The sequence below is a fragment of the Streptomyces sp. CB02923 genome (assembly GCF_001905005.1).
Classification (GTDB): Bacteria; Actinomycetota; Actinomycetes; order Streptomycetales; family Streptomycetaceae; genus Streptomyces.
Genome location: NZ_LWKZ01000026.1, coordinates 117,494 through 142,749, shown reverse-complemented (window position 1 = coordinate 142,749; position 25,256 = coordinate 117,494). Strand labels below are relative to the sequence as shown.

The 25,256-nt window shown below is 70.3% G+C and carries 19 protein-coding genes and 2 pseudogenes; 9 read left to right on the top strand and 12 right to left on the bottom strand.

Annotation, left to right across the window (positions count from 1 at the left end; genetic code table 11):
• The first annotated feature begins 40 nt into the window (after positions 1-40).
• The 5 genes from A6A06_RS32470 (at position 41) to A6A06_RS32450 (ending at position 4,535) form a co-directional block, all read left to right on the top strand.
• Positions 41-994, top strand: a complete 954-nt coding sequence (locus A6A06_RS32470; protein ID WP_073766302.1) for an ABC transporter ATP-binding protein — start codon at positions 41-43, stop codon at positions 992-994.
• A complete protein-coding gene (locus A6A06_RS32465) occupies positions 991-1,827 on the top strand; it encodes an ABC transporter permease (protein WP_073766300.1) in 837 nt (278 codons plus the stop codon). Before A6A06_RS32470 ends, A6A06_RS32465 begins: the two co-directional genes overlap by 4 nt.
• A 501-nt stretch (positions 1,828-2,328) precedes the next feature.
• Positions 2,329-2,742, top strand: a complete 414-nt coding sequence (locus A6A06_RS32460) for a DUF3662 domain-containing protein (RefSeq protein WP_242441067.1) — start codon at positions 2,329-2,331, stop codon at positions 2,740-2,742.
• A gap of 206 nt (positions 2,743-2,948) precedes the next feature.
• Positions 2,949-3,854, top strand: coding sequence for an RNA polymerase sigma factor SigF (locus A6A06_RS32455; RefSeq protein WP_073766298.1), 906 nt, complete (start codon positions 2,949-2,951; stop codon positions 3,852-3,854).
• 198 nt (positions 3,855-4,052) lie between these two features.
• A complete protein-coding gene (locus tag A6A06_RS32450) occupies positions 4,053-4,535 on the top strand; it encodes a nitroreductase family deazaflavin-dependent oxidoreductase (protein ID WP_073766296.1) in 483 nt (160 codons plus the stop codon).
• A 27-nt stretch (positions 4,536-4,562) separates the two neighbouring features.
• Here the strand turns inward: A6A06_RS32450 and A6A06_RS32445 are convergent, their stop codons facing one another.
• Entirely contained in the window at positions 4,563-5,087 is a 525-nt protein-coding gene (locus tag A6A06_RS32445; protein ID WP_073766294.1) for a DUF6790 family protein, read from the bottom strand.
• A 56-nt stretch (positions 5,088-5,143) separates the two neighbouring features.
• Between A6A06_RS32445 and A6A06_RS32440 the strand changes: the two genes are divergently transcribed.
• Entirely contained in the window at positions 5,144-5,563 is a 420-nt protein-coding gene (locus A6A06_RS32440) for a MarR family winged helix-turn-helix transcriptional regulator (RefSeq protein WP_073766292.1), read from the top strand.
• A gap of 66 nt (positions 5,564-5,629) precedes the next feature.
• Here A6A06_RS32440 and ispG read toward each other — a convergent pair whose 3' ends face one another.
• From ispG to A6A06_RS32405, 7 genes are all read right to left on the bottom strand, one after another.
• A complete protein-coding gene (gene ispG, locus A6A06_RS32435) occupies positions 5,630-6,799 on the bottom strand; it encodes a flavodoxin-dependent (E)-4-hydroxy-3-methylbut-2-enyl-diphosphate synthase (protein ID WP_073766290.1) in 1,170 nt (389 codons plus the stop codon).
• A 14-nt stretch (positions 6,800-6,813) separates the two neighbouring features.
• Entirely contained in the window at positions 6,814-8,736 is a 1,923-nt protein-coding gene (locus A6A06_RS32430; RefSeq protein ID WP_079194506.1) for a 1-deoxy-D-xylulose-5-phosphate synthase, read from the bottom strand.
• The gene (locus A6A06_RS32425) at positions 8,736-9,872 is read right to left on the bottom strand and encodes a family 2 encapsulin nanocompartment cargo protein polyprenyl transferase (protein WP_073766288.1); all 1,137 of its coding nucleotides are present in this window, start codon (positions 9,870-9,872) and stop codon (positions 8,736-8,738) included. The genes A6A06_RS32430 and A6A06_RS32425 overlap by 1 nt, the downstream gene beginning before the upstream one ends.
• Positions 9,873-10,027: 155 nt before the next feature.
• Positions 10,028-11,296, bottom strand: coding sequence for a cytochrome P450 family protein (locus tag A6A06_RS32420; RefSeq protein ID WP_073766286.1), 1,269 nt, complete (start codon positions 11,294-11,296; stop codon positions 10,028-10,030).
• Positions 11,297-11,352: 56 nt separating this feature from the next.
• Positions 11,353-12,240, bottom strand: a complete 888-nt coding sequence (locus A6A06_RS32415) for an SAM-dependent methyltransferase (protein ID WP_242441066.1) — start codon at positions 12,238-12,240, stop codon at positions 11,353-11,355.
• A 29-nt stretch (positions 12,241-12,269) separates the two neighbouring features.
• A complete protein-coding gene (locus A6A06_RS32410) occupies positions 12,270-14,714 on the bottom strand; it encodes a terpene synthase family protein (RefSeq protein ID WP_073766284.1) in 2,445 nt (814 codons plus the stop codon).
• A 62-nt stretch (positions 14,715-14,776) separates the two neighbouring features.
• On the bottom strand, positions 14,777-16,201 hold the full coding sequence (locus A6A06_RS32405) for a family 2B encapsulin nanocompartment shell protein (protein ID WP_073766282.1): 1,425 nt from the start codon (positions 16,199-16,201) through the stop codon (positions 14,777-14,779).
• Between the two features lie 877 nt (positions 16,202-17,078).
• Here A6A06_RS32405 and A6A06_RS32400 point away from each other — a divergent pair.
• Complete coding sequence (locus A6A06_RS32400) at positions 17,079-19,952, top strand: AfsR/SARP family transcriptional regulator (protein WP_073766280.1); 2,874 nt, start codon at positions 17,079-17,081, stop codon at positions 19,950-19,952.
• Positions 19,953-20,022: 70 nt separating this feature from the next.
• Here A6A06_RS32400 and A6A06_RS32395 read toward each other — a convergent pair whose 3' ends face one another.
• The 4 genes and pseudogenes from A6A06_RS32395 to A6A06_RS32380 form a co-directional block, all read right to left on the bottom strand.
• On the bottom strand, positions 20,023-20,421 hold the full coding sequence (locus tag A6A06_RS32395) for a hypothetical protein (protein WP_073766278.1): 399 nt from the start codon (positions 20,419-20,421) through the stop codon (positions 20,023-20,025).
• 900 nt (positions 20,422-21,321) lie between these two features.
• Positions 21,322-21,642 (bottom strand): annotated as a pseudogene (locus A6A06_RS44050) (transposase family protein); the annotation flags it as partial.
• A 199-nt stretch (positions 21,643-21,841) separates the two neighbouring features.
• Positions 21,842-22,030, bottom strand: a pseudogene (locus A6A06_RS43240) (ABC transporter ATP-binding protein); the annotation flags it as partial.
• A 358-nt stretch (positions 22,031-22,388) separates the two neighbouring features.
• Entirely contained in the window at positions 22,389-22,853 is a 465-nt protein-coding gene (locus A6A06_RS32380) for a DUF6326 family protein (RefSeq protein ID WP_073767124.1), read from the bottom strand.
• Between the two features lie 162 nt (positions 22,854-23,015).
• Between A6A06_RS32380 and A6A06_RS32375 the strand changes: the two genes are divergently transcribed.
• Both A6A06_RS32375 and A6A06_RS32370 read left to right on the top strand, forming a co-directional pair.
• Positions 23,016-24,158, top strand: coding sequence for a sensor histidine kinase (locus tag A6A06_RS32375; RefSeq protein WP_073766274.1), 1,143 nt, complete (start codon positions 23,016-23,018; stop codon positions 24,156-24,158).
• On the top strand, positions 24,155-24,811 hold the full coding sequence (locus A6A06_RS32370) for a response regulator (protein ID WP_073766272.1): 657 nt from the start codon (positions 24,155-24,157) through the stop codon (positions 24,809-24,811). The genes A6A06_RS32375 and A6A06_RS32370 overlap by 4 nt, the downstream gene beginning before the upstream one ends.
• Positions 24,812-25,256 lie beyond the last annotated feature (445 nt).

Here is a 25,256-nt window from a genome sequence, read left to right as displayed (position 1 = left end):
GCCCTCTTCGACAGGGCGGCGACAACAGGAAGGTGCCCGGATGTCCGGCAATCTGGCGATCCACGCCGACGGCCTGCGCAAGAGTTACGCAGGGCCGGGCGGCGAGGTGGAGGCCGTACGCGGCCTCGGGCTGAGCGTGGAGAAAGGCGAGTTCTTCGGACTGCTCGGGCCGAACGGCGCCGGCAAGTCCACGACCATCGGGATGCTGACGACGATGGTCCGGCCCACGGCGGGCCGCGCGGAGGTCTGCGGACTGGACGTGGCCGCCGACGCGGTGGCGGTCAAGCGGCGTATCGGCGTGGTGGCGCAGGACAACACGCTCGACATCGAGCTGACCGTGGCCGAGAACCTGGAGTTCCGCGGCCGGTACTTCGGCCTCGGCCGCCGGGACGCCCGCGCCAGGTCGCAGGCGCTGCTCGGCCTCTTCGGGCTCACCGACCGCGCCCGCGCGCGGGTCTTCGAACTCTCCGGCGGGCAGCTCAAACGCGTCATGATCGCACGGGCCCTCGTACACGCCCCGGACGTGCTCTTCCTCGACGAACCGACGGCCGGGCTCGACCCGCAGTCCCGTATCCATCTCTGGGACATCCTGCGCGGGCTGCAGTCCGAGGGGCAGACGATCCTGCTCACCACGCACTACATGGAAGAGGCCGAGACGCTGTGCGACCGGCTCGCCGTGATCGACCACGGCCGGGTCCTGGCCTGCGACAGCGTCAAGGCCCTGCGCGAATCGATCGGCGCCGAGACCGTCGTCACGCTCGTCTACGAGGGCGGCACCTTCGACCTGGCCGCGGTCCGCGCGATGGCGCGGGCCGACCGGGTGGAGGCGGCGGACGGACAGGTACGGGTCTTCGCCAAGGACGCCGACGGCGTGCTCAGCGACCTGGTCGCGCTGGCCGCCAAGGCCGGGCTCACCGTCGTCGACGCGTCCCAGATCAGCCCCAGCCTCGAAACCGTGTTCCTGACGCTCACCGGACGGGAGTTCCGCGAATGACCACCACCGTGCTGACGAAGGCACCGGCCGCCGCCAGGAGCCGCGCCCTGCACACCTTCGCGGCCATGATGGCGCGCGACGTCAGAGTGCTGCGGCGCAACTTCGTGATGAGCGCCGTCCGCATCATCATCCAGCCGCTGCTGTTCGTCTTCGTCTTCGCCTATGTGCTGCCGAAGGTCGGCGGGGGCGGTGCCGGACCCGGGGGAGAGTCCTTCTCCACGATCATGGTGCCGGGGCTGGTGGGCTCCTCCATGGTCCTGCAGGCCATGGCCGCCGTGACGTTCCCGCTGGTCATGGAGTTGTCCGGGCCCGGCGCCATCGAGGACCGGGCGCTCGCGCCGGTGTCCGTCCGCGTGCTCGGACTACAGAAGATCCTCTCCGCCGTCGTCGAGGGCCTCGTCGCCGGCATCCTGGTCTTCCCCGTCGTCCTGCTGGTGCACGCACAGGGCCAGGGGCCCGCCGTGCACGTCGCCGACTGGCCGATGCTCGTCTTCGTGCTGCTGGCGGGCGCGGTGCTGGCCGCGTCGATCGGCATGTACCTGGCCACCCGTATCGACCCGCGCCAGATCCAGGTCCTCTTCACCCTGGTGATGTTCCCCGCGATGATGCTCGGCTGCGTCTACTTCCCCTGGACGGCACTGGACGGCACACCCTGGCTGCAGACCGCCGTGCTCCTCAACCCGATGGTCTACATGAACGAGGGGCTGCGCGCCGCCCTCACACCCCAGATCGACCACATGCCGTCCTGGGCCTTCCTGCTGGCCCTCCTCGTGGGCGCGGCGGGATTCGTGTGGCTGGCCATGCGTTCGTTCGCCCGCCGTGTCATGCAGTAGCGCACCCCGGCGGAACGCCCGGCAGGCGTGCCTCTGGACACGCTTGTCCGGCCCCGCGGGCGAGGGCAGGATGAACGCGAACGCACCTGGATTCCAGCCATCGAGCTCACCCCGTTCCAGCAATTCCAGCAATTCCAGCAATCCCGGCGATGCCGCCGATCCCAGCGATTCCAGTTGAACTCCTGGAAGACTCCCGGAAGGGGAAATGCCATGTCCACATCGCGCGAGAACGCGGAACCCGAGGTCCGGATCCCGGCTCCGCCCAGGCCGCCCGCGCCGGTCGCACCGGCCCCGCCCCCGGCGCCGGTAGCGCCGCAGCCCGCCCGCCCGAAGTCGCGTACGGCCGAGGAACCGCCGCCGTTCGCGGCCCCGCCCGCACCCACGCCCCCGGCTCCGCCGGAGATCCGGCACCCGTAGCCGACGGGCCGTCACCGTCGTCCGCCGCGCTGAATGGGATACCGCGAACCGGGCACCCGCCAGGGCATGGGAATGCTCACGCGCATGGAAAAGACGGTGGAGCACTGGGAGAGCGCCCTGGTCGACAAGGTGCTCGGCAACGACCCGGTCGAGCTCTGCGACGACCTGCGGCGCGAATGCGACAGCCACGCCGTGGTGTGCGGCAGGCGCCGGGTGCTCGTCCCCAACGCCTACAAGGTCGAACTCGCCGCCTCCGTCCACGAGCAGCTCGGCGGGCGCGACGGACAGATCGGCCGGGAACTGACCGACGTACTGGCCCGGCACGCGGCGGAGCACGACTACGAGTGGGCCGGGCCGCTCACCGTCCACGTGACCGGTGCCGAGGAGCCCCTCGCGGGGCGCTACCGCATATCCAGCCAGGCCATGCCCAACATTCCGGCGGACGCGTTCAGCGAAACGCCGCCGGAGGTGCCCCGGCCGACGACCTCCTCCCCCTGACGCGGACCTCTGCGCTGCCGCGATGTGCGGCTCTTGCCCTGATTGCGGCATATGCGGCTAATAGGCAGCATTGCCCCGTCTGTTGGTCTGTATTGCGCTACTGATGGCACGACCTGCGTCGACTGTTTTTGATCTGTGAGGAATGAGCGCTGTGGATCTGGGAACCCGATCCCTCACATCGTCGTCGACGCAGGAAAGGGCGAGTCATGACAACGGCAGCAGTGCAGACTGTGGAGCTCGGGCAGACGACCGGTACGGACCGGCCGTCGAGCGAAACACGGGGCGTTGCCGAGGGACTGCCGTGGGTCGAGGACGCGGGGAAGGTCGCTCCCAAGGACGCGCGGGAGCTGTCGAAGCTCTTCTTCGAAGAGCTTCTCCACCTCGAAGAAGGCACACACGAATACCAGTACGCGCGCAACACCCTCATCGAGATGAACCTGTCCCTGGTGCGCTTCGCCGCGAGCCGGTTCCGCAACCGCGGCAGCGGCGAGATGGAGGACATCATCCAGGTCGGCACGATCGGCCTGATCAAGGCGATCGACCGGTTCGACCTGTCGCGCGAGGTGGAGTTCACCTCCTTCGCGGTGCCGTACATCGTCGGTGAGATCAAGCGCTTCTTCCGCGACACCAGCTGGGCGGTGCACGTCCCGCGCCGCCTCCAGGAGCTGCGGGTGGAGATAGCCAAGGCCAAGGAGCAGCTCGCCGGCGCGCTCGACCGCGACCCCACGGTCAAGGACCTGGCCACCCATCTGAAGATCACCGAGGAAGAGGTGCTGGACGGCCTCGTCGCCGCCAACGGTTACGCCGCCGGCTCCCTGGACTCGCCCAACGACCAGTCGGACGACGGCCCGGCGAGCGGCAAGGCCCGCACGGTGGCCGACACCATGGGCGAGACCGACCCCGCCATCGAGACGGTCGAGAACCTGCACGCCCTCGCCCCGCTGCTGCAGGAACTGGACGACCGGGAACGCCAGATCATCGAGATGCGGTTCGGCCAGGAACTGACCCAGTCCAAGATAGGGGAGGTGCTCGGCATCTCCCAGATGCATGTGTCCCGCCTCCTGGCCCGCACCCTCGGCAAGCTCCGCACGGGCCTGTGCGTCGAAGCCTGAGGGACTGCCGGAACACCATGGCGTGAGCGCTTGCGAGCCCCCTCCGTGAGTGCTTACGAGCCCCCTCCCGGAATGTCACCGGGAGGGGGCTCGCTTGCTGCCGTCGGCAGAACGGGAACGGCGGTCTCCTCCCGTTCACGCGAGGCTTGTGCTGGACTGTCCTGACATAGTCCGTACACGGCAATGGGGGTGCATGCGATGCCTCTTGAGGGCGAGTACGACCCGAGTCCGGCGCAGTGGATACGCGAGCAGGTCGAGCTGTACGAGAGTTCGGGTGGCACACAGGGCACAACGCTCTGGGACACGGGCCTGCCGGTCGTCATCGTCACGATGCGCGGCGCGAGGAGCGGCAGGATCCGCAAGATTCCGCTGATGCGCGTGGAGCACGAGGGGCGGTACGCGGCGGTGGCCTCGAAGGGCGGCTTCCCGCGCCACCCGGTCTGGTACTTCAACCTCAAGGCCGACCCGCAGGTGGATCTCCAGGACGGCCCCGAACGCCGGAGCATGACGGCCCGTGAGGTCATTGGGGAAGAGAAGGCCCAGTGGTGGCAGCGCGCGGTCGCCGCGTATCCGCCGTACGCCGAATACCAGGAGAAGGCCGACCGCGTGATCCCCGTCTTCGTACTCGAACCCGAGCACCTGGCCGGGCCGGCGAATGCCCCGGCGCCGACGGGGCACTGAGCTTCGGCTGCCGGTCGCCGAGCGGTGTCAGGCGGCGAGTGAGCCGGCCGGGCGGGGCGTGGCGGCCAGGCGCCGGGACCGTACGGCCAGGATGATCATGACTGCCGGGATCAGGAGGTCGTTGACGAGGACTCCGCCGGTGTTCCCGGGAGCGTGGTCGCCGTTGGCGAACCACTGGTAGACGTGGCCGGCGGCGGCTCCCCACAGGAACATGCCGCCGCCGAGCCCGATGGTGATGCGCTCACGCGGCGAGGCCGAGGCGGCGCGGAAGCCCAGGACGGCCAGCCCGAGGTTGGCGAAGGCGATCTCGAACATGAAGGGCGTCCGGTCGAAGCCGATCGCGGTGGCCATGACGTCCGGGAAGGCCAGGAACGCGACCGTCATCCACAGGCTGCCGATACCGAAGGCGCCGATGGCCCACCAGCGCTGCCAGATCTCCAGCCGTTCTCGGGGTGACGTGGCACGGCGGGCCCGCACGAGGGCGCCGAGGGCGGGGACCAGGATCCAGACGACGGGGAAGGCTGACCGGGCGAGATAACTGACGTTGTCCATACCATCAGTCTTACCTCGTTAACATTAACCCGTCAACACTCTGCTATGCTGATGTCGTGGACGAAGGACTCGCAGACCTGCTGCACCGTGTGGTCATGCTGCTGGGCGAGGCGACCCGGCAGCGCACCGACGACCGGGACGGCCTGACCTACAGCCAGATACGACTGCTGGGAACACTGGAAGACATCGAACCGGCGACACAGCACCAGCTGGCACAAGCCCTGTCGGTGTCCGACCCGGCGGTCAGCCGGGCCCTGCGGCCACTCGAAGCGGACGGCCTGGTGCAGATCACCATCGACCCCGCACACGCGCGGCGGCGCCTGGTCACACTCACCGACGCCGGCCGCAAAGCCTTCCAGGTCGCCGGAAAACCCCTCTACGACGAGTTCCGCACCAAACTCCTCGAAGCCGGCTTCCCCTACGACCGCTACCTCGACGACACCCTCCGCCTGGCCGAACTCCTCAAACCCACCTGAGAACTCGACCGCGCCGCTGTCCTGCCCGACCCTCACCACCGGATCAGAGTTCCGGCTGGATCACCGTCAGCCCGGGGAGGCGGGCGGCGGGGCTTCGGTCAGGAGCAGGGCGTGTTCCAGGAGGGTGTCGACGATGCGGTGTTCGGGGACGGTGGCGACGACCCGGCCGTGGACGAAGATCTGTCCCTTGCCGTTGCCGGAGGCGACTCCGAGGTCGGCTTCGCGGGCCTCGCCCGGTCCGTTGACGACGCAGCCCATGACCGCGATACGCAGGGGGTGGGGGAAGCCGTCGAAGGCGGCCTGGACCCGGGCGGTGAGGGCGTAGACGTCGACCTGGGCGCGTCCGCACGAGGGGCAGGAGACGATTTCCAGGGTGCGTTGCCGCAGGCCCAGGCTTGCGAGGATCTGCTGTCCCGCCTTGACCTCCTCCACCGGCGGTGCGGTGAGGGAGACCCGGATGGTGTCGCCGATGCCTTCGGCGAGCAGCACGCCGAAGGCGACGGCCGACTTGATCGTGCCCTGCGGCGGTGGGCCTGCTTCTGTGACGCCGAGGTGGAGCGGGTAGTCGCAGGCGTCGGCCAGCCGCCGGTAGGCGTCGATCATGACGAGGGGGTCGTGGTGCTTGACGGAGATCTTGAGGTCGGTGAAGCCGTGTTCCTCGAACAGGGAGCACTCCCACAGCGCCGATTCCACGAGGGCTTCGGGGGTGGCCGCCCGGTGCTTGGCGCGCAGGCGTGCGTCGAGGGACCCGGCGTTGACGCCGATCCGGATGGGGGTGGCGGCGTCGGCGGCGGCTCGGGCGATGTCGCGGACCTTGTCGTCGAACGCCTTGATGTTGCCGGGGTTGACACGTACGGCCGCGCAGCCGGCGTCGATGGCGGCGAAGACGTAGCGGGGCTGGAAGTGGATGTCGGCGATGACCGGGATCGGGGATTTGCGGACGATGCCGGGCAGGGCGTCGGCGTCGTCCTGGGTGGGGACGGCGACGCGTACGATCTGGCAGCCGGCGGCGGTGAGTTCGGCGATCTGCTGCAGGGTGGCGTCGATGTCGGTGGTGGGGGTGGTGGTCATGGACTGGACGGACACGGGGGCGCCGTCGCCGATGGCCACATCGCCCACGGAGATCCGTCGGCAGGGACGCCGCCGGGGCCGGACGCTGTTGTCGGCGGCCGCGCCGGGTGAGCCCGACACGCCGGGCGTGCGTGGGCTGGGGATGCCGAGGTCGGTGGCGGCCATGGGCGCTCCTGGAATCAGGGGGTGGAGCGGGGGGTGAGGGACTGGGTGACGGTGCGGGTGATGCCCTGCGCGTCCAGTCCCGCGCGGGCCAGGAGTTCGGGGCGTTCGCCGTGGGTGATGAAGGTCAGGGGCAGGCCCAGTGCACGTACGGGTGTCGTGATGTGCCGTTCCGCGCAGGCGGTGCGCAGGGCGCTGCCGATGCCGCCGTCGGCGAGGGCGTCCTCCACGGTGACGGCCAGCCGATGCCGGGCCACCAGGCCGGGCAGGGCGTCGGGGACGGGGTGGGTCCAGCGGGGGTCGACGACGGTGACCCCGTGGCCGTCCCGCTCCAGTGCGGCGGCGGCCTCCAGACACGGAGTGGCCATGACTCCGGCGCTGACCAGCAGGACGTCCAAGGGGCGGTGGGGGCTGCGGCGCAGTACGTCGATGCCGTCCATGGCGCCGAGGGCACGGATGCCGGGTCCGGCGGTGGCTTTCGGGAAGCGCAGCGCCGTGGGTCCGTCGGCGTACTCGACGGCCTCGCGCAGCAGTTCGCGCAGGGTGGCGGGGTCGCGGGGCGCGGCGAGCCGGATGCCGGGTACCGCGGAGAGCAGCGCGGTGTCCCACATGCCGTGGTGGCTGGCGCCGTCCGGGCCGGTGACGCCTGCCCGGTCCAGGACAAGGGTGACCGGGAGGCGGTGCAGGGCCACGTCCATGAGCAGTTGGTCGAAGGCCCGGTTCAGGAAGGTCGCGTACAGGCATACGACCGGGTGCAGCCCGGCCATCGCCAGGCCGGCCGCCGAGCACAGCGCGTGCTGTTCGGCGATGCCGCAGTCGAAGACCCGGCCGGGGAACGCTTCGGCGAGCCGGTGCAGGCCGACGGGCCGGAGCATCGCCGCCGTGACGGCGACCAGGTCGGGATGCCGGGCGGCGAGCGCGGTGATCTCCGCGGCGAACACCGAGGTCCACGACTCCTTGCCCCGGGCGGCGGCGGGCGGCCGCCCGGTGACGGGGTCCAGGATGCCGATGCCGTGCATCCGGTCGGCCTCGTCGGCTTCGGCGGGGGCGTACCCCTTGCCCTTGGCCGTGACGCAGTGCACCAGCACCGGACCGTTGAGCGAACGGGCGTGGCGCAGGGCAGCTTCCACGGCACGGGTGTCGTGGCCGTCGACCGGCCCGAGGTAGGTGAGGCCCAGGTGCTCGAAGAGGGTCCCGGCGGTGGGGGCAGGGTCCGCGACACCTGCGTCCGGGCCGTGCCCGCGCAGGCGGTCCAGATGGCGGGCGAGGCCGCCGACGGTGGGCGCGTAGGAACGGCCGTTGTCGTTGAGGACGATGATGACCGGCCCGGCGTGTGCGGAGGCGGCCAGGTTGTTCAGGCCCTCCCAGGCCAGGCCGCCGGTCAGCGCCCCGTCGCCGATGACCGCCACCACCCGGCGGCCGGTCTCGCCGCGCAGGCCGAGGGCCTTGGCCAGGCCGTCGGCGTAGGACAGAGCGGTCGAGGCGTGCGAGCTCTCGATCCAGTCGTGTGCCGATTCGGTCCGGGCGGGATAGCCGGACAGGCCGCCGGCGCGGCGGAGCCGGTCGAAACCGGTCTGCCGTCCGGTGAGGAGTTTGTGTACGTACGTCTGGTGGCCGGTGTCGAAGAGGAGTACGTCGCGGGGCGAGTCGAAGACCCGGTGCAGGGCGAGGGTGAGTTCCACCACGCCCAGGTTCACGCCCAGATGCCCGCCGGTGGCGCAGACTTTGGTCACCAGGAAGTCCCGTATCTCCGCGGCGAGCTGCCCGAGCCCGTGGTGGGGGAGGGCACGCAGGTCGGCGGGGCCTTCGATCCGATCCAGCAGGGGCCAGCGGGCCGGTGAGGCGGAGGAGAGCGCAGAGGACGAGGGCGCGGGGGACGGGGGTGAAGCGGAGGGGAGCGGAGAGGACGGGTACGCGGGGGAACGCGGCGTGGTGGTCATCAGCGGTCCCTTCGGGTGATGAGCCGGGCGAGGCTCAGGAGTTCCCCGGCGGCGTCCGGATCGGGGACCGCCTCCGCCAGGCCGTCCCGCGCCCGGCGAGTGAACTCGTCCGCGCGCCCCTGAGCCCATGCGCGGCCTCCCGCCCGCTCCACGAGGTCTGCCACGTGCGGGAGCTGGACGTCGGAAAGCGGAGTGCCGGAAGCGTAGACGTCGGCCAGCTCGCGGCCCGCCTCGGTGCCGGAGGCCAGGGCCGCCACCACGGGCAGGGACTTCTTCAGGGCGGTCAGGTCCGAACCGGCGGGCTTGCCGGTGACCCGGGGATCACCCCAGATGCCCAGGAGGTCGTCGATGAGCTGGAACGCGATCCCCAGGCAGCGTCCGAAGGCGTCCATGGCGTCGACGACCTCTTCGTCGGCCCCCGCGGACAGGGCGCCGAGCGCACAGGCACAGCCCAGCAGAGAACCGGTCTTGGCCTCCGCCATGGCCAGGCATTCCGCCATGCCGACATCGGCGCGCTCTTCGAAGGAGCAGTCCGCGTGCTGCCCTTCGCACAGCTCGATCACACACCAGGCCAGCCGCGCCCCCGCGGCCTGCGCCTCCCGGCCGGCATCGCGGGCCAGCAGCCGCAGGGCCAGCGCCTGGAGGGCGTCCCCGGCCAGGATCGCGTCCGGGGTGCCGAAGGCGGACCAGGCGGTGGGCCGGTGACGGCGCAGCTGGTCGCCGTCCATCACGTCGTCGTGCAGCAGCGTGAAGTTGTGTACGAGTTCCACGGCCGCCGCCGCGCTCAGCCCGGCCCCGTGCGGTTCGGTCCCGCTCAGCCCGGCCTCGGTCGGTCCGGCCCCGTTCGGTCCCGTCCCGTTCGATCCGGTTCTGTTCCGTCCGGCCCGGCCGTCCGCGCCCGTGGCCCGGGCCGCCGCCAGCACCAGAGCCGGGCGGAGTGCCTTGCCGCTCCCGCCGTGACAGGGGGTGCCGTGGACATCCCACCAGCCCAGGTGGTAGCCCGCGATGTGCCGCATCCGCGTCGGCAGGGTGCCGACTGCGGCGCGTAGCACGGGATCCACCTGCGCGCGGGTACGGGCCAGCACTTCGGCCGCCCGGGGCGTGTCCTGGTCCTGATTCGCTGCTCTGGTCTGCATGAACGTCCCCCAGCGTCGATGTCAGGGAAAGCCACTGCACGGCCTGCGGAAGCCATCGGGCAGTCTGCGGAAGCCACCGGACGGCCGGCGGCAGGCCACCGGACGGCCTGCGCGGCGGCGGCTCCCGGGCCCGGACCCCCTCCCGGGCCGCGGTCTCATGGACCGGTGTGCGCGCCGGGCCCGGCCCCCGCCGGTGTCCGGCTCGGTGTGAGCGCGACGGGCAGTTCGGCCAGGCTGCGGAAGAGGAAGGTGGAGCGCCAGTTCAGCTCCGCCTCCGGCACCGCCTGCGTCATGTCGTCGAAGGCGTCCAGCAGTTCGGCCAGCGCGACCTCGCCCTCGATACGGGCGAGTGACGCGCCCAGGCAGTAGTGGATGCCCTGGCCGAAGCCGAGGTGGTGACCGATGTCGCGGCGGTGCGGGTCGAAGCGGTCCGGGTCGGCGAACCGCTCCGGATCGCGGTTGGCGCTGGCCACACACGCGTAGATCACTTCGCCCGGGTCGATCCGTACCCCGCTGTAGACGACGGGTTCGCGCGTCACGAGGGTCGGTACGCGCTCGATGGGCGACTCGTAGCGCAGCATCTCCTCGACCGCCCCGGGGATCAGTGCGGCGTCGGCCCGCAGTTCGGCCGTGGCGTGCCGAGCGGTGAGCAGGGTGTGAACGCTGTTGCCGATCAGGTTGACGGTGTTGGCGTAGCCGGCGACCAGCATCAGCATGGTCATGGAGAGCAGTTCGTCCTCGGTCAGGGAGCCGTCCTCGGCGTCGTGGGCCGAGATCAGCGCACTGAGCAGATCGTCTCCCGGCCGGTGGCGCTTGGCGTCGATCAGGTGCGCGAAGTACTGCTCCAGCCGGGTGACATGCCCGGTGAGGTGGCCGGCCGGGGTGCCCGCGGGCGGCGCGAAGACCCTCAGGACGCACGCGTGGAACTCGTCCCGGTCGATCAGCCCGTGCACACCCAGCAGTTCGCAGATGACGCGGAAGGGCAGCGGCAGGGCGTAGGAGGAGATCAGGTCGACGGGCTCGGCGCAGGGCAGCGTCCCGATCAGCTCCCGGGCGATGTCGTGCACCCGCAGCCGGATGCGCTCCATGCGCCGGGGGGTGAAGGCCCGGGACACCAGGCGGCGCAGCCGGGTGTGGTCGGGCGGGTCCAGGGAGAGCAGGTTGGCACTGAGCCGGGACTCCGCGTACGGGTCGCTGACTCCGTGGCTGATGTAGTGGTTGTTCTTGCTGAGGCGCTCGTCGGACATCGCCGCCAGCACATCGGCGTACCGGGTCAGCAGCCAGCCGTGTCCGCCGCGTGACAGCGGGATGCGGTGGGTGGGACGGTGTGTGCGCAGCCAGGCGTACGTCGGATAGGGGTCGGCGGGAAAGTGCGGGTCGTCGACCATCGGCGGGCGGTCCACGGGGGCATCTGCTGGGCTCATCGCGTCCTCTGTCGTTCGGTTGATCGCGGGGCGGACCGGTGCGGAGGGAGGGGAGGTCAGCCGCGGAGACGGAAGAGCAGCAGTCGTGTTTCGACCGCCCTGTCACGCCAGGCGCGGAAAAACCTGCCGTGCGCGACAGCGGAGTCCGTCAGCCGTCGCTCCGGCAGTGACCACTGCTGCGTCGCATACGCGTGGTCGAGTTCGGATGCGGTCCACGCCATGCTCTGCACCCAGAATTCCACGACCTGGTCGGTGATATCCGTGTTGTGTTCGAGGACGAATCCGCAGGAGGCGGCGATGTCCTGGTATTCCTGTACGCTTCCGAGATTCGTCCGGTAGTAGCCGTCGATCGTGCCGGCCCATTCGCCGCGGAGCAGGAAATGATCCTCCAGCGCGAACCAGCCGCCGCGCTCCAGCGCCCGCGCCACGGCGGGGAACACCCGCCGCCGGTCCATGTGGCAGACGCTCTCGAACGCGACGGCCGCGTTGTGCCGCATCGGGAGGTCCATGTCGTGGGCGTCCATGAGCAGCGGTTCCACCAGATGCGACATCTCGGCCCTGGCGACGAGTTCCTTGACCAGCGGCACATCCCCCGGCATGTTCGTCACCGCGGTCACGGCGGACCCGAAGCGCTGGGCCCAGTAGATCGATCCACCGCCCAGGCCGCAGCCCACGTCGAGAATGCGCCGCGGCGGGGACGCGGCCACTCCCCACACGTCGGCGGCGAAGTCGAGCATGTTCTCCTGCGCCTCGACGAGCCGTTGGCGCAGCGTTTCCCTCGGCACCGACGTATTGGGTACGGCGTCGGCCGGGAAGAGCCCGAGGTGGAAATGTACCCGCGGTCCCGGGCCGTACTTGCGCATGACGTCGGCCATTTTCTTCGCGTAATAGTCGAATACCTCACCGGACCCGGTGATCTCTTCGGCGGTCAGCTGAGTGGACACGGTTCCTCCTGGCATGCTCGGCCCGCTCCTCACCGGGGAACGGAGTGTCCGGCCGGACGGAGGCCGGCCCCGGTCTGTGGACGGGCTCCCCGGCCCGACGACGACGGATTCCCGTAGCGGCCGGAGTCGTCGACCCACTGGTGTACGCCCGCCATCAGGGACTTCAGACCGGTCACGAAGGACTGGAGGGCCTGCCTTTCCGGATCCGGTGAGCGGCGCTGGTCCAGGAGTGCCGTGAGCGGTGCGTCGGAGACCCTCCGGAACTCGCCGACCCGGGCGTCCAGCAGGTCGGCGGCGACCCGGGCGGCCGCGACCGGGTCGCCGCCGCCCAGGAAGTCCCGGATGATCGAGACGATGTTGTTGACGGCGCCCTCCGCCGCCATCTCCTTGGCGTACGAGGCCGCGTCGTTGTTCACGACGAGGACGTCATTGGTGATGTCCCGGAGGGTGGCGACGGGGGCGGCGTTCCAGAGGTCGTCCGGGATCTCCAGCTCCAGGCAGTACTCGACCTTGTCGACGTTCAGCAGCCCGCCGAAGGACGCGCGGCGCATTTCGAGGTAGTCGACCGGGTCGGGCAGCCGTTCCATGACGGCATTGCCGACCTGCCACAGCAGAGCGTCACCGAACGCGGCGAAGTCGTCGCGCCAGCGCTGACGCTGCTGTGCGGACACGGTCGGCAGCAGACGCCGCCAGAGGTCCGCCAGCCCGCGCTCGGCCGGATTGACCGGGAGGGGGATCGCGGCCGGCGTATCCGGGGTGAAACCTTTCAGCCGTTCGGTCAGGATCCTCGCTCCGGCCAGGTCCTTTGCCCGCTTGAACCTGTCGAGGTAGTCGCCCACGTGCGTTCCCCACACCGAACAGTCGACAGCGAGCTCCAGGCGCGCCTGCGAGGCCGTGGGGAACGACAGCGCGGATACAAGGGGAACGTCGGCCGCCGCCAGGTACGCCTCGTCGAAAGTCGCGTACGGACGCGGCAGCCCGGCACCGGAGCCTTCGGGGTCGCGCACCATTCCCATCTCGCGTGCCCACTGAGCGGAGTGGGCACGCACGGCGTCCACGTACGGATTGACCGTTGTCCGGAACGGCACGCGGTAGACCGGAAGCTGCGGGACCGCCTCGGTGTCATCGGTTGCCCGGCTCCGTGGTCCCGGCTCCGCGGCACGTACCGAGGACAGCCGCCCGGCGGCGGCGCCGAATCCCCGCGCGCCGCCCGGTGGCGGCGGCCACCCTTCGCCCGCGCGCCCGCCCGGCGCCGTACGCGGGGCATCCGCCGTCCGTGTCAGCCACTCGTGGAAGCCCGCCTGCCAGTCGCGCAGCCCGGACACGTAGTGGAGGACGGTGGCGCGCTCTGTGACGAGCAGCCCGTGCTCACCGAACAGGAACGGCAGTTCCGTCACCTCTGTGCGCTCGAACTGTCGTAAGCGGGAGGTGAGTTGTCGGTTGGCCGCCTCGACGGCCTGCTGTGGCTCGCACTCCAAGAAGTGCTGTACCACCTGGACACCGTTGCTCGGCGCCTCCGCGGCCCACTGCCCGCCGAGGTAGGAGACGATGTCGGCACGTAACCCTGCCGCGTCGGCGAAACCGTCCCCCAGCACCCTCGTCGGCCGGGTGCGCAGAACCCTGCGGGGCAGCTCGAACGCCGTGACGTGCTCGACCAGGTGGGCCGACCACGGTCCGCCGCCCGCGCCGCGCCGGCCCGCGACGTAGTCGAGGGGGTTGGGCACCCGTCCGGCGTCGAGGTTGGCCAGCTCCCAGCGGGCGCCGTCGACGAGACCGAGGACCGCCTCGGCGAACCGCTCGCGCCACTCGGTCCCGTGGTCGCGCGACGTACGCGCCCAGAGATCGGCCAGGGCGCGCTCCACCGGGTCGCTCTCGGACGGTTCGGCCCCGGCGGCCCGCGCCCCGTCTCCTTCGCCGTCTCCGTCTTCCTCGCCGTCGCCCTCGCCACCCCCGTGACCGCTTCCGGCCGCTTCGGTGACGAGCTCACGGAGCCGGGCGGCGTATACGGCCGCGGCCTCCGTGTTCCGCCCGAGCAGATGGTCGGCCGTGAAGCGGTCCGCGAAGTAGTACCGCCAGGCGTACCAGTCCGCGAGCAGGCCGAGCTGTTCGGCCGGGGCGTCCGGGTGGCCCAGCGCGGCCAGCAGACCGTAGTCCGCCGCCGCGAAGGCATCCTCGTCCCAGCCCTGCACGCCCTCGTCAGCGGATCGCCCCGCAGTGCTCTCGTCTGCGGGTGGCCCCGCAGCGCCCTCGGCACCCTCGGTCGCAGGCTGTTCGGGCGGGGCCCCGTCCGGCGCCCCGGGCCCCGCCCCCGCCGCGCCGTCGCCGCGCGCGTCGGACCGCAGGATTCCCATGCGCGCGGCCCAGGCCCGGCAGTGGCTGCGCGCCTCCTCCACATGCGGGTTGAGCCGCGCCGGGCCCGGCAGGTAGAACTCCGGAGGCTTCGGCCCGGGGCCGGCGTCCGTTTGATCGTCCATCGCTGTCTCCGTACCTCGCGGTGGGCTCTTCGACGCAGCGGCGACCGCTCGCCGCTCACCGGTCAGTCGTGGCGCGCGACCTCGACGTTCTCCAGCACACCCAGCGCGTCGGGCACCAGCACGGCAGCCGAGTAGTACGCGCTGACCAGGTACCTGATGACGGCCTTGTCGTCGATCCCCATGAACCGCACGGACAGGCCGGGCTCGTACTCGTCGGGGATGCCGGTCTGGTGCAGCCCGACGACACCCTGGTCCTCCTCGCCGGTACGCATCGCGAAGACGGAGCTGGTTCCGGCGTCGCTGACCGGGATCTTGTTGCACGGCAGCAGCGGCACCCCGCGCCAGGCGGCCACGGAGCGGCCGTTCAGCTCGGCGTTGGACGGATAGACACCGCGCCGGTTGCACTCCCGGAAGAAGGCGGAGATGGCACGCGGGTGGGCCAGCAGCACCTTGGTCCGGCGGCGCCGGGAGAGCAGCTCGTCCAGGTCGTCCGGCGTGGGCGGCCCGGTGAGGGTGCTGATGCGCTGGTCGTAGTCGGCGTTGTGCAGCAGCCCGAATTCGCGGTTGTTGACGAGTTCGTGCTCCTGGCGCTCGCGCAGCGCCTCGATGGTCAGCCGCAGCTGCTGCTCGGTCTGGTTCATGGGCTGGTTGTAGAGGTCGGCGACCCGGGTGTGGATCTTCAGTACGGTCTGCGCGACGCTCAGCTCGTACTCGCGCGGCCGAAGCTCGTACTCCACGTAGGTGCCGGGCAGCGCGGGCTCGCCCACATGGCCCGCCACCAGATCGATGTCCGCCTCGCCCTTCCTGTTCTGCGGCTGCGCGGCGTCGGCGAGGTACCGCTCGACCTGCTCCTGGAGCGCCGTGGAGCGCTCGCGCAGGCTGACGAACGCCTGCCGGGGCAGTGCCAGCAGGGTGGCGGCCGTGGCCGCCTTCACCGCGTACGGCCAGGTGCTCTCCGTCTCGGTGAGCGCCTCGTCACCGAAGTGGTCGCCGTCCGCCAGCACGCCGAGTACCAGCTCGGCGTCCCCGAAGGGCCCTTCGCCGATCCGGTTGAGCTTGCCGTGCGCGACGACGAAGACCTGGTCGACGGCGGCTCCCCGTTCGACGACCACCTCTCCCTGCTCGACGTCCCGCTGGGTGAACCGGCCGGCCAGCTCGGCGAGCAGCTCCTGGTCGTCCAGGCCGCGCAGCACGGGCAGTTCGCCCAGGCTCGGCGGCACCAGCCGTGCTTCCGCGCCGGTCTGGACGAAGCTCACCCGCCCGTGGCCGACGGTGTAACTGAGCCTCCGGTTCACCCGGTAGGTGCCTCCCGAGACCTGCGCCCAGGGAAGGACACGCAGCAGCCATCGCGAGGTGATGCCCTGCATCTGCGGGGGCGTCTTCGTGGTCGTCGCCAGATTCCTGGCTGCCGCTGTGCTCAGCGCGGTCTGTGCCGCGACCTGCTCCGACGTGCCCTCAGAACCCGTGTGACCTGTCTCTGTCGACATACGACTCTCCCCATCATCGGGCTGGGCTGTGCGGCGCACGCTAGCGACGGGGCGGGGGGAGCGTCAGGACCCTCGGGGCGGCAAATCCCAGTATGTAAGACGATGAATTGCTTTCGAGCCATAAATCACTTACGTCCCGCAGTTGTCTCCCTGGCTCAGCATGGCCGCCGGAGGCAGCCGGCGCGTCGCAGTCGCGCCGGCTCACGCGGAGGGCGCCACCTGGGCGCTCCAATCCGGCTCGCCCGGTCTACAGACCCGGCGGAATCGACGGGCGGATATTCCCGCGTGACGCCGGGAAGACAGCCCGGGACGCAACTCTGAGCATGACAAACCTTTGGCCCAAGACGGCCGCTCACCTGGGCGGACGGACCGGCGAGCGGTATGCGACGCCTCCGGCGCCAAGTCGACCGGAACACATACCGACTGCGGTTCGAATCAACCGGCGCTCGGTGCGCGGCTGTCACGCCGCACATCGCGAATGCCCGGCTCCCTCTCCGGCGGCGCAGGCACCACCTCGTACAGGAGACTGTCCGCCACACGGCAGCAACAAGGGGGGCACTGGACTGTGCTCGCCGCGGGTGTGGTTGAAAATTGGAAATCCCCACTACTCACACAGGCGAGATTCTCCGCAGGAGAGCACCGGCCGTGCGGAAACGGGAGCAGCCGTGTGCAACTCGGCCTCGCCGCCTGCGAATAGGGCCGGACAGCAACGCGAACGTCTGCTTTCACGGCCCACCACGGCACGGCGGCATTCCTGCCCGAATGCCTCGGACCGTTCATCACGCTCCGCTTGCATTGGCTGTCCTTGCGTGGCCTTCCGGGTGCATGCGTGGAAGACTGGCAGGCCGGAACACCAAGTGCGGGATGTGAGACGTCCATGGCCGGCGCTGCGGGGGACGGGCGGAAGTTGCGGTTCACGGTGCTGGGACCGGTCGGGGTCTGGCGCGGGCCACGACAGCTCGATGCCGGTTCGCCGCAACAGCGGGCTCTGCTCGCCGTTCTGTTGATGCAGGACGGGCGTGGCATCTCGACAGTGGAGTTGATCCGTGCCCTGTGGGGGGAGAACCCGCTGCCCACCGCGATGGCCGACCTGCACGAGTACGCGTGTCGGCTCCGCAGAGTCTTGGGGCCGGACGCCGGCATACTGGTAAGCGGGGCCGATGGCTATGCGTTACGCGTCGGTGAGGGCGCGCTCGACCTGGCACGCGCCGAACGGCTCGCGGCCGAGGCCGAGCAGGCGCGTCGTTCAGGTGACCCGGCCCGCGCCCGCGAACTGCTGGTCCGGGCCCTGGAACTGTGGACCGATGAGCCACTGACCGGTGTGCCGGGCCCGTACGGTGCGACCTGGCGCACCCGCCTGGCAGAACGCCGCCTCAGCCTGGTGGAAACCTGTCTCGCCCTGGAGCTGGAGGCGGGGCAACAAGCGGAGGTGGTGGCGGAAATGACGGCGCTGACAGCCGGGGCTCGGGGCGTGGCCCCCTCGGCAGGGCTCTCCGAACCGCATCGACGTACCCTGCGGGCCGTCCCCCGCCTGCCCGCCCTCGAACTGCCCTCCCCCGTAGGGGGGCGCCCGAGCTACGCGGGCGCGGGAGTGGGCGCGGGCGCGCGGGCGGGGGCGGGTGCGGGCGCGGCCCGGGGCCGACCGGCTCAGCTCCCCCTCGACATCCGGGATTTCACCGGACGGTCCGCGCTGGTCGAGGAACTGATCGCGCACCTCGGTGCGCGCAAGGGGAGCGGGGTGCCCCTGTGCATGGTCGGAGGGACCGGCGGCGTCGGCAAGACCGCCTTGGCGGTGCATGTCGCGCACGCCGTCCGGCCGTTCTTCCCGGGCGGGCAGCTGTACGTCGATCTTCAGGGCTGCGGACCGCGTCCGGTCGAGCCGGAGACCGTACTGGGGGCCTTCCTGCGGGCTCTGGGGGTATCGGACTGTGCCATCCCCGAGGGGGTGAGCGAGCGCGCCGCGCTCTACCGGTCCGTACTCGACGGCCGCCGCGTCCTGGTCCTGCTGGACAACGCCCGTGACGCCGCCCAGGTCCGCCCCCTGCTGCCGGGCACGGACGGCTGTGCCGCCCTGGTCACCGGCCGCAACCGGCTGGCCCACCTGGCGGGCACACATGTGGTGGCCCTGGACGTCATGCGGCCACGGGAGGCGCTTGCCCTGTTCGCCCGCATCACCGGTGAAGGAGGGGAGGACGCCCAGGCGGTGGTCGCGGTGTGCGGCGGTCTGCCGCTGGCCATCCGGATCGCCGCCGCCCGCCTGGTGGCACGCCGCGCCTGGACCGCCGCCGACCTCGTACGCAAACTGGCTGACGAACGTCGTCGGCTGCAGGAACTCCAAGCCGGGGATCTCGGGATCGAGGCCACCTTCGAGCTGGGATACGGGCAGCTCGCTGCCCGCCAGGCACGCGCTTTCCGGCTGGTGGCTCTGCCGTGCGGGCCGGACATCTCCCTGGGCGCCGCCGCGGCCGTACTCGGCCTGGACACCGAAGAGGCCAGAAAGACGCTGGAGTTTCTGGTGGACACCTCGCTGCTGGAATCCCCCGCGCCGGACCGCTACCGCTACCACGACCTCGTACGCCTCTACGCCCGTGCCTGTGCCGAACGTGACGAAGCCCCGGAGCAGTGCGAGGCGGCACGGTCACGGTTGCTGGACCACTACCTGGCCACGGCCGCCCGCGCGTACACCATGAACCGGCCCGGAGACCCCCTGCTGGACCACCTTGAGCCCACCCGCTGTCCGGGCCTGGCCTTCGATGACCGGGAAAGCGCGCTGGAGTGGCTGTACGCGGAGGCCGGGAACCTGCTGGCGTGCGCCCGCGGCTCGACCGGCGGACCCACGCTGCGCCGCGCGGCGGACCTCGTGCTGGTGATCAAGGACCTGGCCGATGCGGGTACCGGCGCCCGGCAGTACGAGCAGACGGTCGTTCGCCTGCTGACGGCCGCGCTGGAAGCACAGGACCCCCATGCCGAGGGGCGGCTGCGCCTGCTCATGATCCACGTCCACATCATGGCCGGCCGTCTCACCGAGGCGGACTGGGAGGCGCAGGCAGCCATGGCGCTCCGGCGCCACTGCGCCGATCCCGTCCTCTCCTCCCACGCCCTCAACGAAAGCGGCATCATCGCGAGCCAGCAGGGCCGCCACGAAGACGCGGAGGCACTTCTGACGCAGGCGCTCGCCGCCTATCGCAGCTACGGAAACCAGAACAGTGTGGCCAGCGTGCTGGCCAACCTCGCTCGTACCTACCAGGACACCGGCCGCATCGCCGAAGGGGTCCACCTGGCCGAGCAGTGCCTGGCCCTGTACCAGGAAATCGGCGCGACGATACGGCTGGCCACCGGCTACTACGTACTCGGCGTGGCCCTGACGCAGGCCGGGCGCCCGGAGGACGCCTTGCGGCAACTCGAACAAGCCGTACCCATCTACCAGGACAACAGGCAGTGCCTGTGGGAGGCGATGGCGTACTGGCGGATGGCGGAATCCCAACTCGCCGCGGGCCGGCCGGCGCAGGCCGCGGGGCTGGCCGAAGAGGCCCTCGCCATCCTGCACGGCCCCAGTGGCCAGTGGGCCCGCGCCAACGCTCTCACCGTCCTCGGACACGCCCTCCGGCGGACCGGGCACGCCGACCGCGGCCGCGTCTGCTGGCAGAAAGCCCTGGAGACGTACGAAGCACTGGACTCCCCGGAGGCGCCCACCGTACGGAGACTGCTGTCCACAAGCAGGCCGACACCGGTGAACGCCGCGGACACGTAAAGGGTCCTCGCCGCTTTCGACCCCGGCTTACTACGGAACACGCCAGCTTACTACGGCTTACCCCGGCTTACTACGGCTTCCAGCAGAGGTACTTGGTCTGGTAGGTCTTGCCACCGGACTTCATGTAGCCGCGGATACACCATCCGCGGTCCATGGTGAGGTACCGCTTCTTCTGGACGGGTTTGCCGGCCTTCACGTTAAGCCACTTCGAGTCCCAGACGATCCCGTTGTCCTTGCCGTTCGGAGTCCTGGCCCGATAGCCGAGTTTGACCTTGGCGGCCTTGCCGCTGTGCTTGAAATAGTCGGTCGTGTAGTACCCGCCGTAGTGGTTACCGGCGGGCTGCTTGATACAGAGCTGGCCGTTGGCCATATCGCCGCAGCCCCGCGGCGTGGCGGAGGCGGCAGGAGCGGTGATGAGGCTAGAGGCTGCGAAGGCGGCAGTGGCCAGCAGAATGATCTTCTTGCGCACGTTTCCCCTGGGTCGATCAGAAAAATACCTCCGCCGGTCTGCTCACGCCGACGGTCCGCACATGTTTTCCGACCGGCCGACGGTGACGCAACCCCCTTGGGAAAAGCCGGGCCACGGACATAGCGTTCCACGGTGGGGCTCTTCTCCTGGCGGTACTGGTTGTCGGCACTTCCGGCCGTAGAGAGAAGAGCCCCTTGACCATCATCCCTTCACGACGCGTCGTCACTGGTGGCGCGGCAGGCCGACTCCGTCCGCACCCCGATATCCGAGCCCGCGCCGGAAGCGGAGCCCCCGGCATCGCTCTCCGCTGGCCCCAAGGGGAGGAATTCTTCATGGGCGAGTGCACCGAGTGGACGGCGCACCATGTCTGCCCGGAGCACCGCGACCACGGTCTCGGCAAGGCACTACGGGAAGAAGCGGCCCGCCACGGACGGCAGACCCGACACCCTGATCGCCTGGCTCTCGGAACGGAGCACATTCCTCTATCGCCGCCCCGGAGGAAACGTTGGAACCCATCGAATCACTCTGCCCGTTGAGGAGGCCCCGAAGGAGAGCTACCCCCAGCTCAATCTGCGGGCCGGGCCCCCGCGTGTGCGGGGACCACGGACTGCGCGGTGTCCTCGGCGGGCTGGCCGGGGGATCAGCCCCGCATGTGCGGGGACCACGACGGCAAGTCCCCTGAAGCAGCGAGAAAACGTCATGTGTGTACGGGCGTTTGGCGGCGACGCCGGGCTCGTACGGTGGCCGCCCCCAGCTCGCAGCCGTACCAGCATCTTCCCCGTATTGCGCCCGTCCATCATCCCCAGGAACGCCTCCACCGCCCGGTCGATGCCGTCCACCGGACGCCGGGCCTCCAGGCCGAGAAGGAGCGTCGCATACCGGTGGCCGCGCCTGAGCGCGAACTCGTCGACGCCCAGTGCGCACGGTCAGGTCCTCGACCTGCTCGGCGAACGTCCGGCGACCGCAATCCGGCCGGTCGCAGAAGAACCGCCGCACCGTGAGCTCGATCTCCACCGGCCGGCTGCCGACTGCAAGATCAGCCACCACCCGCCCGTACCGGCTGTGCACCCGCGCGGAGACCTCCCCGCAGTCCGGACGGGCCAGCCCAACCCCGTCACGGGTACGGGCGGCAACACGCACCGTGCCACTCTCCACCCACACCCGTTCCACCAACACCGCATCCAGGTGCGGAAATACGATCCCGAGCAGGTCAGCACACACGGATGACGGTGACACCGAAGTGACCCACTGTCGCCCCGTCACGGACATCTTTCAAGATCCGATGGACGTGCCCAGCATCCTCGTTCGAAACAATCACCCTTCGGGCGACGCCCGTGAGCCGGCGCCGCTGGTGTCTTCTCATGCCGAGAAGCGGACGTTGACGTGTTCTCAGCCTGGACTGGGCAGAGACCATCGTCGGCGTTCGGGGGTCACCCAGGAGTGCGGCGGCGATGCCCAGGCGTTGGCTCATGCCGAGGGAGAACCCGCCGACGCGCTTGGTCGCGGCCCCGGCGAGACTGGGCATCTCGATGACCCGCTGACGCGGGAAGTCTTGATGTTGTCGGGTGGCGGCCATCGCACGCAGGTGCGGGCGGGCGCTGCGGCCGGGGGCACGGCGGTCTTGTCGCCGTAGTGCTTGGTGAGCTGGTGTGCCTGGATCATGACCGGGGCCTCCTGGGTGTTCGTGGGGACTGGCGGACCTGATACGTCGGCTCGTCGTGGCGGGTGCCAGTGCCGCGGACGACGACGTTGCCGCGCTTGGGGTCGGTGTCGACGATGCGGTGGGCCCGTGTGCGCATCCGATGATGTGACCTGCCGGTAGGGGCCTTGGAAGGCCCCTACGCGACGTCCCAGTGGTAGTCGGTGTCCCACCGCCAGCAGGCCCACACCGCGGCACCGAGGCAGACGGCTCCGAACAGGACGGGGACTGAGCTTGGGTTCACGCTTGCTACTGACCGCGAACGGTTTCACGATCCGGGCTGGTGGCCATGGTCGCCGTGGTCGCCGACGGTGCGGGGCCAGGTCCAGGCGTACCGCAGGATGAGGGCGAGAATGATCACTTCCAGTGCGACGCCAAGGCCGTAGAAGTACGTCCAGGACTCGCCCACCGCGTTGAATGCCGCGTAGGGGACCTGTACCGAGGCCACGATGAGGTTCGTGATGCGGTTCGCCCGGGCGGGCAGCGTCATCGACAGCACGACCATGAGGATCGGGATCGCGATGAGCGCGAGGAAGACGGTCAACAACGTCTGGCTGATGTCGAACTCCCAGATGTCGCCGACCAGGATGCCATCGACGACACCGGGCTTGAAGAAGGCGAGAATGTCCACGTAGGCGTACAGGAACATGAAGCTTGTCCACGCTGCGGCGAGCTTGGCCCTCACCGAGATCCGCTGGTCATCCAGTGTGGTGGCGGGTTGACGCGTTCTCATCATGGGCTCCGTTGTTGTGGTGAGGATCGGTAGGTCCACGATCGCTGAGCCCGGCGGCGGACACCTCGGCGTCGAGGCCGGACCCGCCTCGGCCGTCGGGAGGAGCGGCGTCTCGTTCTTTCGATCGGTCCCCGACGCCTCCGCGGTCCCTAGGCTGGGTGGGTGCTTACCAACGCCCTGAGCTCGCTGTGGGCCGAGCCCCGCGCCACGGACGCTCCCGAACGGGTGTCGCGCGACTGGGTGCTGGTCGGGGTGTTGATGGTGACGGCGCTGCTGGAGGGAGTCCTCCGGGACGACGTCGCCTGGCGGCCGTTCGCGACGATCGTGGCGGTCGGAATTGCACCGGTGCTGCTGTGGCGGCGTACCCACCCGTTGGCCTGTGTCGTGGTGGCCTTCGGCACCGCGACGGCGTTGGGACTGGCGAACCTGCTGGGCGGGGCCCAGAGCGTGGGCCTGAACACGATGACCTACATCCTGGTGTTCGTCTACGCGCTGGTCCGCTGGGACTCAGGACGCGAGATCGTGATCGGGATGGCGGTGGTGGCGGTTGCTGCGGTATTCGGCATGGTGACCGACTACACCGGGCCGACCGAGCTCTTCGGCGGGCTCGCCGTGCTGGCGGCGGCGGCGGCGGGCGGAGCGGCGTTCCGCTACCGCGCCGAGAGCCGGCGCCGGGCGGTGGACCAGATCCGCAGCCAGGAGCGGGTCGGCCTCGCGCGCGAGCTGCACGACATGATCGCCCACCACGTCTCGGCGATCGCTGTGCAGGCGCAGGCGGGCCGGGCGATCGCCGGGCAGCGACCTGAAGCGGCGCTCGAGACGCTGGCGGTCATCGAAGGGGAAGCGTCGCGGACGCTCGCGGAGATGCGGGCGATGGTTCGGGTGCTGCGCGACGGAGCGCCGACGGAGTACGCCCCCCGGCCCGGCATTGCCGACCTGATGTCCCTCGCCCGACGCGCCCCGGTCCCGACCGTCGACGTGGAGTTGCCAGATGACCTGGATGAACTTCCGCCCCAGGTCGACGCGGCGGTCTACCGGCTGGCGCAAGAGGCGCTGACCAACGCCCTGCGGCACGCCCGCAACGCCTCGCGTGTGATGATCCGGGTCGTAGAGGGCGCGGGAAGGCTTCGATTACGCGTGACCGACGACGGACAGATCGACCCGGCACGGTCGGTGAACCACGGCTTCGGGCTGCTGGGGATGACCGAGCGTGTGCAGCTGCTCGGCGGCACGCTGCGTGCCGGGCCGGCGCCCGAGGGCGGGTGGACGGTCGACGCCGAACTGCCGACGAAGGTACGCCGATGACGGTGCGCGTGCTGGTGGCCGACGACCAAGATCTGGTGCGCACCGGCCTGTCGATGATCCTTGACGCGCAGCCCGACATCGAGGTCGTCGGCCAGGCCGCCGACGGCCACGCCGCCGTCGAGCTGGCGCATCGGCTCCGCCCCGACGTGTGCCTGGTCGACATCCAGATGCCCGGGCTCGACGGCATCGAGGTGACCCGGCTCCTCGCAGGGCGGGGCGTCCCGGACCCGATCGCGGTAGTGGTGATCACGACATTCGACCTCGACGAGTACGTCCACGGCGCGCTCCGGGCCGGCGCCCGAGGCTTTCTGCTCAAGGACGCCGGGCCGGAGCTGCTCGTCCAGGCCGTCCATGCCGCCGCCGTCGGCGATGCGCTGATCGCGCCGAACATCACCCGGCGGCTGCTGGCCACCCTCGCCGCCAGGGAACCATCGAGCCGACGGACCCAACCGGTCGAGCCGCTCACCGAACGCGAGGAGGAGGTGCTGACGCTGGTCGCCCGTGGCCGCACGAACGCCGAGATCGCCGACGAGCTATTCATCGGCTTGACGACCGCCAAGACCCACGTCGCCAGCCTGCTGACCAAGATCGGCGCTCGAAACAGGGTCGAGATCGCGATGTGGGCGTACGACACCGGCCGGGTGGAGCACTGAACCCAACCTGACGTGCATGCACGACGACTGATTTCCGGCCGGGTGGCTGCGGCGCGACGGCCTGCAGTCGTCCCTGGTGCCGGCGGTGAGCTCAGGCGACGAACCTGGAGTCGACCAGCCAACGACTGGCCGCCGCATGAGCCGCTCCCGCTCCCGAGTTCGGTCACTGGTTCGATCGTCACGCCTGCCCCGTCCTCCTCGCGCTGCCGCAGTAAATGCGTACACCTCGCCTGGCGGCCGGAATGCCCCGCCGCAGGTCGTGATGATCACGGTAGGGGGGCCACCGCGGTAAATCCGGCATTTACCGCGACAGCGACAGTTTCCTGGAAGGCGATTCGGCGGGGGCGCGGTGTGCAGCATGTCCTCGGTGATGACCTGAAGCCGACCGCAGTGCTTGCCCTTTCGGGGCGCGCGCACGTGCCGTCCGGGAGGTAGGCAGCCTCCC